This window comes from Nocardiopsis oceani, assembly GCF_054777395.1.
Map to the genome: position 1 here is coordinate 69,957 of NZ_BAAHAR010000012.1, position 13,968 is coordinate 83,924.

14 protein-coding genes and 1 riboswitch are annotated in these 13,968 nt (G+C 71.2%); of the genes, 10 read left to right on the top strand and 4 right to left on the bottom strand.

What is annotated here, in order from left to right; translation table 11 throughout:
• Positions 1 to 15 precede the first annotated feature (15 nt).
• Entirely contained in the window at positions 16 to 2,148 is a 2,133-nt protein-coding gene (locus ACYVDG_RS08935; RefSeq protein WP_460748102.1) for a primosomal protein N', read from the bottom strand.
• Between the two features lie 110 nt (positions 2,149 to 2,258).
• On the opposite strand from ACYVDG_RS08935, the gene fmt reads away from it, so the two are divergent.
• Together fmt and ACYVDG_RS08945 are read left to right on the top strand one after the other, a co-directional pair.
• Positions 2,259 to 3,194: a methionyl-tRNA formyltransferase gene (gene fmt / locus ACYVDG_RS08940; protein WP_460748104.1), complete on the top strand. Its 936-nt coding sequence runs from the start codon at positions 2,259 to 2,261 to the stop codon at positions 3,192 to 3,194.
• A 73-nt stretch (positions 3,195 to 3,267) separates the two neighbouring features.
• Positions 3,268 to 4,731, top strand: coding sequence for an RsmB/NOP family class I SAM-dependent RNA methyltransferase (locus ACYVDG_RS08945; protein ID WP_460748108.1), 1,464 nt, complete (start codon positions 3,268 to 3,270; stop codon positions 4,729 to 4,731).
• Between the two features lie 42 nt (positions 4,732 to 4,773).
• Here ACYVDG_RS08945 and ACYVDG_RS08950 read toward each other — a convergent pair whose 3' ends face one another.
• Both ACYVDG_RS08950 and ACYVDG_RS08955 read right to left on the bottom strand, forming a co-directional pair.
• Positions 4,774 to 5,472, bottom strand: coding sequence for a class I SAM-dependent methyltransferase (locus tag ACYVDG_RS08950; protein ID WP_460748110.1), 699 nt, complete (start codon positions 5,470 to 5,472; stop codon positions 4,774 to 4,776).
• 109 nt (positions 5,473 to 5,581) lie between these two features.
• Entirely contained in the window at positions 5,582 to 5,968 is a 387-nt protein-coding gene (locus ACYVDG_RS08955) for a DUF6841 family protein (protein ID WP_460748112.1), read from the bottom strand.
• A gap of 69 nt (positions 5,969 to 6,037) precedes the next feature.
• Between ACYVDG_RS08955 and rpe the strand changes: the two genes are divergently transcribed.
• The 8 genes from rpe to ACYVDG_RS08995 all read left to right on the top strand — a co-directional run bounded on the left by rpe (position 6,038) and on the right by ACYVDG_RS08995 (position 13,450).
• Positions 6,038 to 6,700 (top strand): ribulose-phosphate 3-epimerase, encoded by a 663-nt coding sequence (gene rpe, locus ACYVDG_RS08960; protein WP_460748114.1) that lies wholly within the window; start codon positions 6,038 to 6,040, stop codon positions 6,698 to 6,700.
• Positions 6,701 to 6,915: 215 nt separating this feature from the next.
• Positions 6,916 to 7,980: a phosphatase PAP2 family protein gene (locus tag ACYVDG_RS08965; RefSeq protein WP_460748282.1), complete on the top strand. Its 1,065-nt coding sequence runs from the start codon at positions 6,916 to 6,918 to the stop codon at positions 7,978 to 7,980.
• 70 nt (positions 7,981 to 8,050) lie between these two features.
• Positions 8,051 to 8,181, top strand: a riboswitch (FMN riboswitch).
• Positions 8,182 to 8,298: 117 nt separating this feature from the next.
• On the top strand, positions 8,299 to 8,961 hold the full coding sequence (locus tag ACYVDG_RS08970; RefSeq protein WP_460748116.1) for a riboflavin synthase: 663 nt from the start codon (positions 8,299 to 8,301) through the stop codon (positions 8,959 to 8,961).
• A 77-nt stretch (positions 8,962 to 9,038) separates the two neighbouring features.
• A complete protein-coding gene (locus ACYVDG_RS08975; RefSeq protein WP_460748118.1) occupies positions 9,039 to 10,325 on the top strand; it encodes a bifunctional 3,4-dihydroxy-2-butanone-4-phosphate synthase/GTP cyclohydrolase II in 1,287 nt (428 codons plus the stop codon).
• Positions 10,326 to 10,352: 27 nt separating this feature from the next.
• Complete coding sequence (gene ribH / locus ACYVDG_RS08980) at positions 10,353 to 10,826, top strand: 6,7-dimethyl-8-ribityllumazine synthase (RefSeq protein WP_460748120.1); 474 nt, start codon at positions 10,353 to 10,355, stop codon at positions 10,824 to 10,826.
• 77 nt (positions 10,827 to 10,903) lie between these two features.
• Positions 10,904 to 11,386, top strand: a complete 483-nt coding sequence (locus tag ACYVDG_RS08985) for a PH domain-containing protein (RefSeq protein ID WP_460748123.1) — start codon at positions 10,904 to 10,906, stop codon at positions 11,384 to 11,386.
• 160 nt (positions 11,387 to 11,546) lie between these two features.
• Positions 11,547 to 12,713, top strand: a complete 1,167-nt coding sequence (locus tag ACYVDG_RS08990) for an XdhC family protein (protein WP_460748125.1) — start codon at positions 11,547 to 11,549, stop codon at positions 12,711 to 12,713.
• Between the two features lie 125 nt (positions 12,714 to 12,838).
• On the top strand, positions 12,839 to 13,450 hold the full coding sequence (locus ACYVDG_RS08995; protein ID WP_460748127.1) for a nucleotidyltransferase family protein: 612 nt from the start codon (positions 12,839 to 12,841) through the stop codon (positions 13,448 to 13,450).
• On the opposite strand, the gene ACYVDG_RS09000 is transcribed toward ACYVDG_RS08995, so the two are convergent.
• Entirely contained in the window at positions 13,425 to 13,967 is a 543-nt protein-coding gene (locus ACYVDG_RS09000; protein WP_460748129.1) for a hypothetical protein, read from the bottom strand. The two genes, ACYVDG_RS08995 and ACYVDG_RS09000, sit on opposite strands and share 26 nt — an antisense overlap.
• Between the last annotated feature and the right edge of the window lies 1 nt (position 13,968).

Consider the following 13,968-nt stretch of genomic DNA (forward strand, 5'->3'; position numbering starts at 1 on the left):
CAGACCGCGTCCTGCTCAGACCACGTGCATCGGGTCCACCCGGACCTGGGCCAGATGTTCGTCCCGGCGTGCGCTGCGCGCCGAGGCGGCCGTCTTCAGCGCCCGGGTCAGTTCGCCGATCGCGCCGCGCGGTACCCGCAGAAGAGCACGCTCGGTCCGGTGGGTGCCGCTCTCACTGAGCTCGGACCCTACCGGCACCGGGCCCAGCAGCTCGGCGCTCTCGGGCAGCTGGATCTGGTCCAACAGCTCGCGGACGTGCTCGGGGGCGCCGGTGATCGAGGCCATCGACACTGCGGGGGGAAACCCGAGCTCCCTCCGCTCGGCCAGCTCGCGTTCGGCAAACCCGCCCGGGTCCCAGCGCACCAGTGACTGCACCACCGGCAATGAGCCGTCCGCGGACACCACCACTTCCCCGCCCGGCCGGACCAGAGCGGACGCGTGCAGCCAGCGCCGCAGCGTCTCCTCCGAAGCCCGCAGGTCGGCCCGGTTGAGCAGTGCCCAGCCGTCCAACAGCACCGCCGCCGCGTACCCGCTGTCGGCGGCCACCGGTTCTGCCCCGGGCGTGGCCACCACGATCGAGGGTTTGCCCGGGACCTCCGTCAACACCTCATCGCGCCCCGATGTGCGCACGGTCAGCGACGGGAAGGCGCGGCCCAGCTCCTCGGCGGTCCGGCGCGCGCCCACTACCACCGCTCGCATCCGGTTCACCCCGCACTCGGTGCAGGCCCACTGTCCGGCCGCGCGCCCGCACCATCCGCACGAGGGCATGGCGTGCGAACCGCGTACGGCCAGCGGCCCGTGGCAGCCGTCGCACCGGGCCGGCGCGCGGCAGCCCGCACAGGCCAGGGTGTTGAGGTAGCCGCGGCGCGGTACCTGGAACAGCACCGGCCCGGTCCGGGCCGCCTCCCGCGCCGCGCGCAGCGCCACGCTCGGCATGCGCGCGGACCTGGCGGCCTCGTCCCGGGCGAGTTCACGGTCGTCACCGGCGGGCTTGATCATCGGGGCCCGGGCCCGCAGTGTCTTCCGGTCGGAGACCAGCGGGTGCGCCCACCCTGACTCCACCAGGAGCTGCGCGTCGGTGGTTCGGGTGTGCCCGCCGATCAGCGCACCCGCCTCCGCCCGGTGCGCGCGCATGGCCAGCACGGTGCGGGCGTGCGGGTAGGGGGCGTGCGGGTCCACGTGCACGTCGTCGCCGTCATCCCACAGCACCACCAGGCCGAGGTCGCGGACGGGAGCGAAGACCGCGGCCCGGGTGCCCACGACCACCTGTACCTGCCCGCGCAGCACCGACAGCCAGCGCCGGTAGCGCTTGGCCGGGCCCAGGTCGGCGGTGAGCGCCACGTGCTGGCCCTCGCCCAGGTGTCGGGTCATCGCTGCGTCCACGGCGTCCACGTCGCGGCCGTCCGGCAGCACCACCACGGTGCCGCGTCCGGCGCCCAGAGCAGCCGCCGCGGCCACCGCGATCGCGTCGGTCCAGTCGGTTCCGGGCAGCGCGTTCCACACCGCGCGGGCCGGACGTCCCCCACGCAGTGCCTCGAGGAACGCGGGACCCTCGGGGTAGTCGCCCCAGGGGCCGGGGCGGGGGCCGTCACCCCCGGCCTCCTCAGCCTCAGTGGCCCTCTCTGCGTCCTCAACTCCGGTTTCCGGGTCCTCAGCTCCGGCCTCCGCGTCCTCTGCCTCCTTCTCCACCCGCGCGTGCCGGGGTGGCACCGCCAACCGCAGGACGTCGCTCAGCGTGCCCGCGTACCGGTCGGCCACGGCCCGGGCCAGATTCAGGACCTCCGGGGTGAGCACGGGCTCGGGGGAGACCACCGTCTCCAGGTAGGCCAGCTGCCCGGCGAACTCCGAACTCTCCACCCGCTCGGCGAGGAAGCCCGCCAGCAGGCGGCCGTTGAAGCGGACCTTCACCCGGCAGCCCGGCACGGCGGTCTCGTCCATGTCGGCGGGCACCCGGTAGTCGAAGTAGCGGTCCAGGTGCGGCAGCGGGGTGTCCACGATGACGCGCGCCACGGGGAGCCGGTCGGCGGGCCTGCGCTTGGCCGGTCGCCGGCTCTTCGCGGTGGCGGCCTTCGCCTTCTCCGGTGCTTTCTTCTCCTGCCTCGGCAGGTCGAAGAGGACCTCGTCGGGCTGGCCGGGCTGCGCTGTCATCAACCCTGGTCTATCAGAAGGCCCCGACACCGCCCGTCTTCCACGGCGGCCGGGCCCGCCGGGACTGGTAGAACAGGGATCCACAGGCGCAGCGGAGGGGAAGTACGAACATGAAGCTTGTCTTTGCGGGAACACCGGAGGTGGCGGTGCCCTCACTCCGGGCACTGATCGACTCCGACCACGAGGTCGCCGCCGTGGTCACCCGGCCCGACGCGCGGTCCGGGCGCGGCCGCAAGGTGTCGGCGAGCCCGGTCGGCGAGCTCGCCGAGAGCGAGGGGATCGAGGTCCTCAAGCCCGCCAAGGCCGGTGACCCCGAGTTCCTGGAGCGCCTCACCGAGATCGCCCCCGACTGCTGCCCCGTGGTGGCCTACGGCGCTCTGCTGCCGCAGTCCGCGCTCGACATTCCCAAGCACGGCTGGGTGAACCTGCACTTCTCCTTGCTGCCCGCTTGGCGCGGTGCTGCCCCGGTCCAGCACGCCGTTCTGCACGGCGACGACGTCACCGGCGCCTCCACCTTCCGCATCGTCAGGGAACTCGACGCGGGCCCGGTCTTCGGCACGCTCGCCGAGACCGTCCGGTCCACCGACACCAGCGGCGAGCTCCTCGAACGCCTTTCGGTGTCCGGGGCGGGACTGCTGGTGCGCACCGTCGACGGCATCGCCTCCGGTGAGCTCAGCCCGGTTCCGCAGCCGGAGTCCGACGTGTCCTACGCCGGCAAGCTCAACACCCTCGACGCTGAACTCGACTTCACCGCGCCCGCCCTGCGCGTGGACCGGGTCGCCCGCGCCTGTACCCCGGCACCGGGGGCGTGGACGACCTTCCGCGGCACGCGCCTGAAGGTCGGCCCGGTCCGGCCGGTCCCCGACGCCGACCGCCCCGACCTGGATCCGGGTGAGCTGCACGTGGACAAGAAGCGCGTCGTCGCGGGAACCAGCACCCACCCGGTCGAACTCGGCGAGGTCCAGCCCCAGGGGAAGAAGGCCATGCCCGCCGTGGACTGGGCGCGTGGCGTGCGTCCCACCGAAGTTGACCGGCTGGGCCGCTGAGCTGCCGTACTCTCGGTGCAGGCGGGCGTGAGCGCGCGCCAGTACACGTCCCCGGCTTGTTGAGGCAGAGCAGTTGAGCGAGCAGTCCCGGTCCCGGAACCAGCGTCCGCGCAAGGGCAAGAAGCCCCGCCAGGGCGGTGGCCAGCGGTCCGGTCCGCCCCAGCCGCGCGATCCCGCCCGCAGAGTCGCCTATGACGTGCTGCGCGCGGTCGAGCAGCGCGACGCCTACGCCAACCTGTTGTTGCCCGCCCTGCTCAACGAGCGCGGCATCCACGGCCGGGACGCCGCGCTTGCCACCGAGCTCACCTATGGGACGCTGCGCCGCCAGGGGACCTATGACGCCGTATTGGAGACGTGCGTCGACCGCTCTCTTGCGTCCGTGGACGACGAGGTGCTGCCCCTACTGCGGCTCGGCTCCCACCAGCTGCTCTCGATGAACGTCCCGTCGCACGCGGCCGTCAGCGAGACCGTGGACCTGGCCCGCCGCGTGGTGGGCCACCACCGGTCCCGGTTCGTCAACGCCATCCTGCGCAAGGTCAGCGCCCGCGACCTGGACGCCTGGATCGAGGTGGTTGCGCCCGACCGTGAGCGCGACCCCAGCGGATACCTGTCCGTGGTGGAGAGCCACCCGCGCTGGGTGGTCAAGGAGTTGGCCCGCGCCCTGGGCGAGCGTGCGAAGGACGGGCTGGTGCGGACCGAGCAGCTCCTGGTGGCGCACAACGAGCGCCCCAAGGTGACGCTGGTCGCCAAGCCCGGCCGCGCCAAGGTCTCCGACCTCGAGGAGTCGGGCGGCGAACCCGGCCGCTATTCGCCCTTCGCCGCCTACCTGCCCGAGGGCGACCCGGGCGCGATCCGCGAGGTCCGCCAGGGCCGGGCCGCCGTCCAGGACGAGGCCAGCCAGCTCGTTGCGCTGGCGCTGTCCCGCGTGGACGCCCAGGGTGGGGGCGGTCTCTGGCTGGACATGTGCGCCGGTCCCGGCGGCAAGGCCGGCCTGCTGGCCTCCCTCGCCGGCCAGGGCGGGGCCCGCCTGGTCGCTTCGGAGCTCCAGCCCGCCCGGGCGGGCCTGGTCGCGGGCGCCGTGCGCCGTGCGCCCCGTGATGCCGGGCGCGTGATCGCCGCCGACGGCACCAAGCCCGCCTGGAAGCCGGGTTCCTTCGACCGGGTCCTGGTGGACGCTCCGTGCACCGGCCTGGGCGCCCTGCGCCGGCGCCCCGAGTCCCGCTGGCGCCGAGGCCCTGAGAACGTCGCCCAGCTGGCCCCGCTCCAGCACGACCTGCTCACCAGCGCCGCCGAGGCCGCGCGCCCCGGCGGGGTGGTCGCCTACGTGACGTGTTCACCGCACCTGGACGAGACCGACGTGATCGTTCGGAAGGTCCTCGCCGAGCGCGACGACCTCGAGCTCCTGCGCGCCCCCGACTACCTCGACGAGGTTCCCGACCTCGCCGCGGGACCCGAGGGCAACTACGTGCAGTTCTGGCCGCACGTCCACGGCACCGACGCGATGTTCCTCGCCCTCTTCCGCAAGAAGGCGGAGTAGCCGTACGAGGGGTAACCGTAGGGACCGCGAACCTCGTCCGCCCTAGTCCGCTTCCAGCACGAAGAAGAGGAAACTCAGGAAGGCGGTCCGGTTCCGGAGGCTCGGCGGCAGCAGTTCCTGCGGTGTGTCCGGTGCGTAGGGCGGTTCACTGATGACGGCGATGCGGAAGCCCGCGCCGGTGAAGGCGTCCGTCATCGCGTGTAGGGGCCGGTGCCAGTAGGTGAGGGTGGCCGCCTGGCCGTTGAACGAGTGGGTGTCCGACCATTCGGTGACGGCGAAGTAGTCGGCCTCGGGGTTGAGCCACTTGTAGACGGTGGGGTGGTTCACCGAAAGGACGAGGCGGCCGCCCGGCTTCAGCACGCGCCGCAGTTCGGCGAGCGCTCCGGTCCAGTCCCGCAGGTAGTGGAGGACCAGGGAGGCGACCACGTCGTCGAAGGCGCCGTCGACGAAAGGCAGGGGCCGGTCGAGGTCGGCGACGCGCAGGTCCGCGTCCTCGCCCAGCCTCTGCCGGGCCAGCTTGACCATCTCCGCGCTGGAGTCGAAGCCCGTCACGGTGGCGCCCCGGGCACGGAGCTCCGCGGCCAGCGGCCCGGACCCGCAGCCGGCGTCGAGGATGCGGCGCCCGTCCACGTCACCGGCGAGGTTCACCATCGCGGGGCGCTCGTAGTAGCCGTTTACCAGGTTGGCTTCGTTGTCCGCCGAGTAGGCGGCGGCGAAGCCGTCGTAGTCGTTCTTCTGCACTGTGCCGTCGCATTCCGTGGTGTGTGGTCCAGGGAGCGCAGTATGCCGCAGCAGCGGGTCCGGGACGACTGGGTTTCCCGCCTCCGCAGGGTTTTCCGTCCCTGTCGGACTACTCGGCACCCGTGGCGACCACGACACAGATCAGGCAGGAGTTCCCGGCTTCCCTCAGGAGGTACCGGTAGGACTCGGCCTGGACCTCCGCGCCCTTCTTGTCTTGGTAGGACCAGCGCACGTCCGCCCACACCAGCCTTGACGTGAGCTCCTCGGTCCGCCGGATCTCGGCCACCGCGCCGACCATCCCGCGCTTGCGGTACTGCTCGGCGGCGCCCGCGAAGGCCGCCTTGACGTCCGCGGGCGCGGCCACGGGAATGCTCTGCTCGTCTCCCGCCACATAGGCCGGGTAGCTGTACCGCGCGGAGATCCCGTCGAGGTCTCCGCCCACCAGCTCTCGGCTGTAGGCCTCCAGGAAGTCCTGAAGGCCGTCCTGATCAAGCATGGCGCTCCCATCGATCGATGTGGTCCCCGCCGCACACCTGCCCCCTACGGGCCCGGATACACTGCTGACGTGGCAATTCAGATCTCTCCCAGCATCCTCAACGCCGACTTCGCGCACCTCGCCGACGAGGCGGCCGCCGTTCCGACCGCGGACTGGCTGCACGTCGACGTCATGGACGGGCACTTCGTACCCAACCTCACCTTGGGCCTGCCCGTCGTGGAGTCCCTGGCCAAGGCGGCCTCCACACCGCTGGACTGCCACCTGATGATCGAGGACCCCGACCGCTGGGCCCCCGGCTACGCGGAGGCGGGCGCGGGCAGCGTCACCATCCACGCCAAGGCGGCCAACGCCCCCGTGCGCACGCTGCGCGAGATCCGCAAGCAGGGCGCCCGCGCCGGCCTGGCTTTGAACCCCGCCGAGCCGGTCGAGCCCTACGCGGACCTCATCGGCGAGATGGACATGCTCCTGCTGATGACCGTCGAGCCCGGGTTCGGCGGCCAGAAGTTCCTGGACCTGATCCTGCCCAAGATCCGCAGGGCCCGTCAGCTGCTGGACGACCGCGAGGCCGCGGTGTGGCTGCAGGTCGACGGGGGAGTGAGCGACGAGACCATCGAACGCGCCGCCGAGGCCGGCGCCGATGTCTTCGTGGCGGGCTCCGCCGTCTACGGTGCCCAGGACCCCGCCAAGGCGGTCGAGTCCCTCCGCGCCCAGGCCCAGCAGGCCAGCGCATAACGATCGCGGCGCGGCGGCCGTGTGGACCTGGTCACAGTGGCCCTCGGCGCCCTATGCTGCCCGCTGTAGTCGTTGATTATCGCTTGGTCGCGGCTCCGTCTTCCCCTCCACGCGCCCGAAGTGCCCGTGTCCGGGGGAGCGGCGCGGCGTGAGCGCGTTGCCAGGCGCGGACCCGTGGAGTACGCGTGAACGCTTGGAGTTCCGAGCACCTGGCCATGGACGCGCTGTGGGAGGCGGAGAACGTCGCCATCCTGTGGCTGCAGGGTGCGGGGGAGTGGCTCGCCCATCCGCTCGGCGCCATCACCCATCTGGGCTCGCAGGGCGTCATCGTCGCCCTGCTGGCCGCCGTCTTCTGGAGCGTCCACGCGGGCTTGGGTGCTCGGCTGTTCGTCGCGGTCATCGCCTCAGCCGTGGTGAACAACCTGCTCAAGTCGTTCTCCTACGGCTCCCGGCCCTACTGGTTCGACGCGCAGATCACCGGTTACAGCCAACACAGCAGCTTCGGGATGCCCTCGGGGCACAGCCAGGCCGCGATCGTGGCCTACGGCTATCTGGGCGTGAAGTCGGGCCGCCGGGCCCTGTTGTGGGCGGCCGTCGCGGTGATCGCCCTCATCGCCTTCTCCCGGATCTACCTGGGTGCGCACTTCTTCAGCGACGTGCTGGTCGGCCTGCTGGTCGGCGGTGCCCTGCTGTGGGCGGTCCTGCGCTACGAGGACCGCGTGCTGGCGTGGTGGCACTCCCTGGACACGGCGCGCTGGGTGTCGTACCTCCTCGCCTTCGCGCTGGTGCCCTGTGTCGCGGCGACCGTGTGGCAGCTGGGCGTGCGCGGCGACTGGGCGGTCCCGGCCACCGAGTGGATCGGCGCCACCCCGGCGGACCCGGCCGGAAGTACCCTCGCCGGGCTCTACACGACCTGCGGAGCGCTCCTGGGCGGTGTCCTCGGCCTCACCCTGCTGCACCGGCGCGGCTGGTACAGCGCGGCGGGCGCGGTCACCGCTCGGGTGGCCCGGTTCGTCCTCGGGATCTCCGTGGTCGTGCTCATCCTGGTCCTGGAGCAGGTTCTCTTCCGGGACCTGGCCGGTCTGCCCGCGGCACTGGTGGCCTTCGTTGTCTACGGCGTTCTGGCCTTCTGGGCGACCTACGGTGCCCCGGAGATGTTCGTGCGCAGCGGCTTGGCCGCCCGCCCGGAGGCGACCCTCCGGGAGACCCCCGAACAGTCCGCCGAACACGGGCCTGACGGCACCCCCGAAGACACCCCCGACGACCCCGGCCGAACATGACTCCGGTCACAACGACTATGCGTTCGTGTGATGGAGGGGCTAGGATCGTGAGCGTTTAGACAAGAGTCAAACGCGTGCTCCGGGGTCGGTGAAAGTCCGAACCGGCGGTGATAGTCCGCGACCCGGCCGAGTCCATCGGCCGGTTGAACCGGTGGAATTCCGGTACCGACGGTGAAAGTCCGGATGGGAGGCAGTACGCGTTGGGACGGGTCTGATGCCGTGTCAACCCTTGGCGACGGCTGTCAGTGTCGTCCTTGCCGTGGACCCGTTTTCCACAGCCTTTTTCCCCGGAGCCGCACAGGCGAAGGGACGTAGGGCGTGTTCACCGGAATCGTGGAAGAGCTCGGCAAGGTCATCTCTCTCGAACCGGCCGGTGCCAACGGCGAGGCTGTCCTGCTCACCGTGCACGGCCGCTTGGTCAGCTCCGACGCCAAGCACGGCGACTCCATCTCGGTCAACGGTGTGTGCCTGACCGTCGTCGACCGGGGTGAGGGCACCTTCACCGCCGACGTGATGAAGGAGTCACTGGACCGCTCCTCCCTCGGCGACCTCACCCCCGGCGCCCCCGTGAACCTGGAGCGCGCAGCCCGCACGGACAGCCGTCTCGGCGGCCACATCGTCCAGGGGCACGTCGACAGCACCGCCACCCTCATCTCCCGGAATCCCGGCGACAACTGGGACGTCCTCCGTTTCGGCATGGCACCGGACCTCTCCCCCTACGTGGTGGAGAAGGGCTCCATCACCGTGGACGGCACCAGCCTCACCGTCTCAGCCGTGAGCGCCCCCGGCGCCGACGACGAGTTCTTCGAGGTCAGCCTCATCCCGGCCACCCTGGAGGCCACCACCCTCGGCGGCCTGGCGGTCGGCGCCACCGTGAACATCGAGGTGGACGTCATCGCCAAGTACGTGGAGCGCATCACCGCGGTCGCCCAGGCCCGCGCGCAGGACGGCGCCCGCAAGCAGGACGGCGCCCGCGCCTGACCCCGCGTCCGCGCCCCACTCGGCGCGCCGCCACACCACCCACCGAATCACCCACGACGTACCTTCAGGGAGCGGGAATGACCGTCACCGACACCAGCCCGGCCGCCGACCACGAGAAGTCCGTCGCCCTCGACCCGATCGAGGACGCCGTCGTCGAGTTCGCCAAAGGCAGAGCCATCTTGGTCGTGGACGACGAGGACCGCGAGAACGAGGGTGACCTCATCTTCGCCGCCGAGCTCGCCACCCCGGAACTGCTGGCGTTCATGATCCGCTACACCTCCGGTGTCGTGTGCGTCCCCATGGAGGGCGACGCCCTGGACCGCCTCGACCTGCCGCTGATGACCGCGCGCAACGAAGAGAGCCTGCGCACCGCCTACACCGTCACCGTCGACGCCCGCGAGGGCGTCAGCACGGGTATCTCGGCCGCCGACCGCGCCCACACCATCCGCCTGCTGGCCGCCGCCGAGAGCCGCCCCACGGACTTCGTGCGCCCCGGCCACATCCTTCCGCTGCGCGCCCGCCCGGGCGGTGTCCTGGCCCGCCGCGGCCACACCGAGGCCTCGATCGACTTCGCCCGCCTGGCCGGCCTGAACCCCTCCGGGGTGCTGGCCGAAGTGGTCAACGACGACGGCACCATGGCGCGGCTGCCCCGCCTGCGCGAGTTCGCCGACGAGCACGGCCTGAAGCTGGTCTCCGTCGAGCAGCTGGCCGCCTACCGTGCCGCCCTCGGCCAGGTCCTCACGGAAGAGGAGGCCAACCCCCCGCTGGTCAACCGTATGGTCGAGACCCGCATGCCCACCCAGCACGGTGAGTGGCGCGCGATCGGCTACAAGGGCACCGCGGACGGCGCCGAGCACATCGCCCTGGTCTACGGAGACCTGACCGACGGCAGCGACGTCCTGGCCCGGGTGCACTCCGAGTGCCTCACCGGGGACGCCTTCGGCTCGAACCGCTGCGACTGCGGGGCCCAGCTGGACAGCGCCATGGCCGACATCGCCAAGGAAGGGCGAGGGGTGATCGTGTACATGGGCGGTCACGAGGGCCGGGGCATCGGGCTGCTGCACAAGCTGCGCGCCTACAGCCTCCAGGACCGGGGCGCCGACACCGTCGACGCCAACCTCGAACTGGGCATGCCCGCCGACGCGCGCGAGTTCGGCGCGGGTGCCCGGATCCTCGCGGACCTGGGCGTGTCCTCCGTGCGCCTGCTGAGCAACAACCCGGCCAAGGCCGAGGGCATGGAGCGGCACGGTGTGCGCGTGGTCGAGCGTGTGGCGATGCCCACGTTCGTCACCGACGACAACCTCTCCTACCTGCTGACCAAGCGCGACCGCATGGGCCACGACCTGGCCGGCGTCGCGAAGTAGAACCAACCAAGAACCGAAGGGCCGAGCATGAGCGGCACAGGACGTCCGGACGAACACCAGGTCGACGCCTCGGGGATGTCGGTCGGCATCGTCACCACCCGCTGGAACGCGCCGATCATCGAGCCGATGCTCGCCAACGCGCTCGATGTGGTGAAGAGCTCGAGAGCGGCCGAGACCGTTGTGGTGACGGTGGCGGGAGCGGTGGAGATCCCGGTGGTGGCGCAGGAGCTGGCACGCAAGCACGACGCGGTGATCGTGCTGGGCGCGGTCATCCGCGGGGGTACCCCGCACTTCGACTACGTGTGCCAGTCGGTCACCCACGGGCTGACCGAGGTGGCCCTGCGTGAATCCACCCCCGTGGGCAATGGTGTGCTCACATGTGACACCCTTGAACAGGCGCGCGACCGCGCGGGGCTGCCAGGAAGCGTCGAGAACAAGGGCGCCGAAGCCGCGCTTGCCGCCTTGGACACGGCGGCGGCCCTCCGCGGGCTGCGCCGCTGAACCCCACCCCCTTCGCCGGTTCGCGCGCCGGGGACCGGACACGGATGGAGCAGTTGGTGCGGACGAGGGAACAAGCTGTGGATGAGGTATCGGAGAAGCCGACCTTGCCGAAGACCTGGCGGCCCAGGGCGGTGCGGCTGGTCGCCTACGGCCTCGCCCTGCTGATCGTGGGCACCATGGTCGTGCTCGCCGTGATCCTGCCCAATGAATGGAGTGTCCTGGACCGGATCCTGGTGGTCGGGATGGGCCTGGCCATCGCTGGCGGGCTGAACATGCTGGGTCGCCCCCGGCTGATCGCCAGTACGAAGAACGTGATCGTGATCAACGGGATCCGCACGCACTACCTGGTGTGGCCGGAGGTCCTGGACATCCGGATGCCGGTGGGTGAGCCCTGGCCGTGCCTGGACCTGTCGGACGGCACGTCGCTGCCGGTCATGGCTATTCAGAGCACCGACGGCGAACTGGCCCAGCGCAACCTGGCGGAGTTCCGGTCGCTGCTGGTCCTCGGCGAGGGCGAGGAGCCCGAGCGCGGTGGGGGAGCAGACCCCGAGCAGCCGTGAGCACGGCCCCTTCACCGGCCCGTTCGTAGATGAAACCGAATCGAGCCCTCGTTTTCTGGAGAAACGGGGGCTCTTCTGTGTTGTCTGGGGCACATAGGTTGGTATCGGGGCCCACAGGAGTAGGTGGAGCCTGAAGCGGGGATTCTGGAAGTGGTGCCGAGTGCGTGATATCCGAGCGACCGTGTCCGAGCTGTACGCCTCGGGGGAGACGTTCGCGGTGGCGACGGTCATCGACACCTACAAGAGCGCTCCCAGGGACGCGGGCGCGGCCATGCTGGTGAGCGCGTCCGGAGAGGTCACCGGCAGCGTATCGGGTGGCTGCGTGGAGGGAGCGGTCTACGAGGAGGCGCTGGAAGCCATCCGCACCGGTGCCCCCGTGCGCCGCACCTACGGCGTCAGCGACGAGGACGCCTTCAGCGTCGGCCTGACCTGTGGCGGAACCCTGCACATGTTCGTCGAGCCGATCAACCGGCAGACCTACGCCCAACTCGGCTCGGTCATCGGTGCCATCGACGAGCACCAGCCGGTGGCGGTGGCCACGATCGTGGCCGACCCCTCGGACACGGACCGGGTGGGCCGCCGCCGTGTGGTCTGGCCCGGCCACGCGGAGGGGGACCTGGGCAACGGGGGCGAGCGCCTGGCCGCGGCACTCGACGACGACGTCCGAGGCATGCTCGCCCAGGGCAGCACCGGTCTCCTGCACTACGGCACGGACGGCCAGCGACGCGGCGACGAGCTGGAGGTGTTCGTCCAGTCGTTCACCCCGGCACCCCGCATGCTGGTGTTCGGCGCCATCGACTTCGCGGCCGCCGTGGCCGACCTCGGCACCTACCTCGGTTACCGGGTGACGGTCTGCGACGCCCGCCCGGTCTTCGCGACCGCCAAGCGGTTCCCCACGGCCGAGGACGTGGTGGTGAAGTGGCCGCACGTGTTCCTGGACGAGATCGCCGACGAGATCGACCAGCGCACCGCGATCTGCGTGCTCACCCACGACCCCAAGTTCGACGTTCCCGTTCTCAAGCGGGCGCTGACCACCCAGGCCGGGTACATCGGCGCCATGGGATCGCGGCGCACCCACGACGACCGGATCGAGCGGCTCCGGGAGGCGGGCGTCGACGAGGAGGCCATGGAACGGCTGCACTCGCCGATCGGGCTCGACCTGGGTGCCCGGACCCCGGAGGAGACAGCCGTGTCCATCGCCGCCGAACTCGTGCAGACGCGGTGGGGCGGGAGCGGTCGCGCCCTGCGGGAGACCAGCGGCAGAATCCACCGGGACACGCCCGATGCCCCGCTGATTCCGGCCGGATTCGGTCACTCGGAGCGGTGAACCGAAACCGGGGCCGCTAGAAAACACCAGTTCAGAGCAGCGCCCTCGGGGCCGTGGCGCGATTCTCGCCGACGGGCTCGCCAAGGGAGACCACTCGAGAACCCGGCCCGTGGCATCATCGCGTCATGGGTACTGGGGAACCGGAGGGCAGGGGAATGGGCCTGGTAGCGGGCCTGCTGTTGGCGGCGGGGTCTGGGAGCAGGCTCGGTCGCCCCAAAGCTTTGGTCGAAGTGGGCGGTGAACGCCTCGTCGACCGGGGGGTGCGCACCCTGAACCGGGGCGGTTGCGGACCGGTCTTGGTCGTCCTGGGCGCTGCGGACACCAGTGTGGCCGGTGCCCTCACCGTGAACAACCCCGACTGGTCCACCGGCATGGGTTCCTCGGTGCGTGCCGGAATCGACGCCTTGCCCGACGCCGTCGACGCCGTCCTCGTCGCACTCGCCGACCAGCCCCTGGTCACCGCTGAGGCCGTCAACCGCCTGGTGGAGGCCTACGAGCAGGGCGCCCGCGCAGCGGTGGCGACCTACAACGGCAACCCCCGCAACCCGGTGATGCTGGGGCGCGAACACTGGTCAACGGTCTACTCGATGGCCGAACAGGACGTGGGCGCCCGGCCCTTCCTACGCACCTACTCCCACCTGGTCACCACGGTCGCCTGCGACGACATCGCCAGCCCCGAGGACATCGACACCGAGGAGGACCTGGCCCGCCTCACCGAGATCCTCGAGGGGGCCTGAACCCGCGACCGGAGGAGCCGAGCGCCTCGCCGAGCAACCGGACGGCCTTCGGACCGACCCCGTGCATCGCGGTGAGTTCGGCTTCGGTGTACTCGGCGACCTGGTCGAGCGTGGTGACGCCCATTCCGACCAGAGCCCGGGTGGCGGGCCTCCCGATGCCCCTGGGCAGGTCACCGACCTCGCCGGGTACCGCGCTTTCGGCAGCGATCGCCCGCTGCACGAGGGGTTCGGGCGCGCAGTTGAGCCAGGCACGCCACACCCAGCGGTTCAGCTGCTGTCCGTCGATGTCGGCCAGCGGTATCCGCACCTCGGAGCCCACGGTCTCCGCGGTGGCGTAGCCGGAGAGGACCTCGGCCGCTTCGGCCTCGGGGAGGCTGAGGCGCACACCGCCGTCGGCGTCCGCCGAGGCGAAGTCGGTACCGCCCACGGTGAACGCGGTCGCACCGGGTCCGGCCCCGCGCTTCTCAGCCTCCGGATGGGAGAGCGCGGCCTTCCGGAGCTGCCCAAGGGTCGTCATT

What these genes read in the sequence shown, in the direction of transcription:
- ACYVDG_RS09000 (WP_460748129.1), bottom strand. Translation starts at nt 13,967, where the DNA reads ATGACGACCCTTGGGCAGCTCCGGAAGGCCGCGCTCTCCCATCCGGAG.
- ACYVDG_RS08975 (WP_460748118.1), top strand. Translation starts at nt 9,039, where the DNA reads ATGACCGTCACCGACACCAGCCCGGCCGCCGACCACGAGAAGTCCGTC.
- ribH (WP_460748120.1), top strand. Translation starts at nt 10,353, where the DNA reads ATGAGCGGCACAGGACGTCCGGACGAACACCAGGTCGACGCCTCGGGG.
- ACYVDG_RS08995 (WP_460748127.1), top strand. Translation starts at nt 12,839, where the DNA reads ATGGGTACTGGGGAACCGGAGGGCAGGGGAATGGGCCTGGTAGCGGGC.
- ACYVDG_RS08935 (WP_460748102.1), bottom strand. Translation starts at nt 2,148, where the DNA reads ATGACAGCGCAGCCCGGCCAGCCCGACGAGGTCCTCTTCGACCTGCCG.
- ACYVDG_RS08965 (WP_460748282.1), top strand. Translation starts at nt 6,916, where the DNA reads ATGGACGCGCTGTGGGAGGCGGAGAACGTCGCCATCCTGTGGCTGCAG.
- fmt (WP_460748104.1), top strand. Translation starts at nt 2,259, where the DNA reads ATGAAGCTTGTCTTTGCGGGAACACCGGAGGTGGCGGTGCCCTCACTC.
- ACYVDG_RS08955 (WP_460748112.1), bottom strand. Translation starts at nt 5,968, where the DNA reads ATGCTTGATCAGGACGGCCTTCAGGACTTCCTGGAGGCCTACAGCCGA.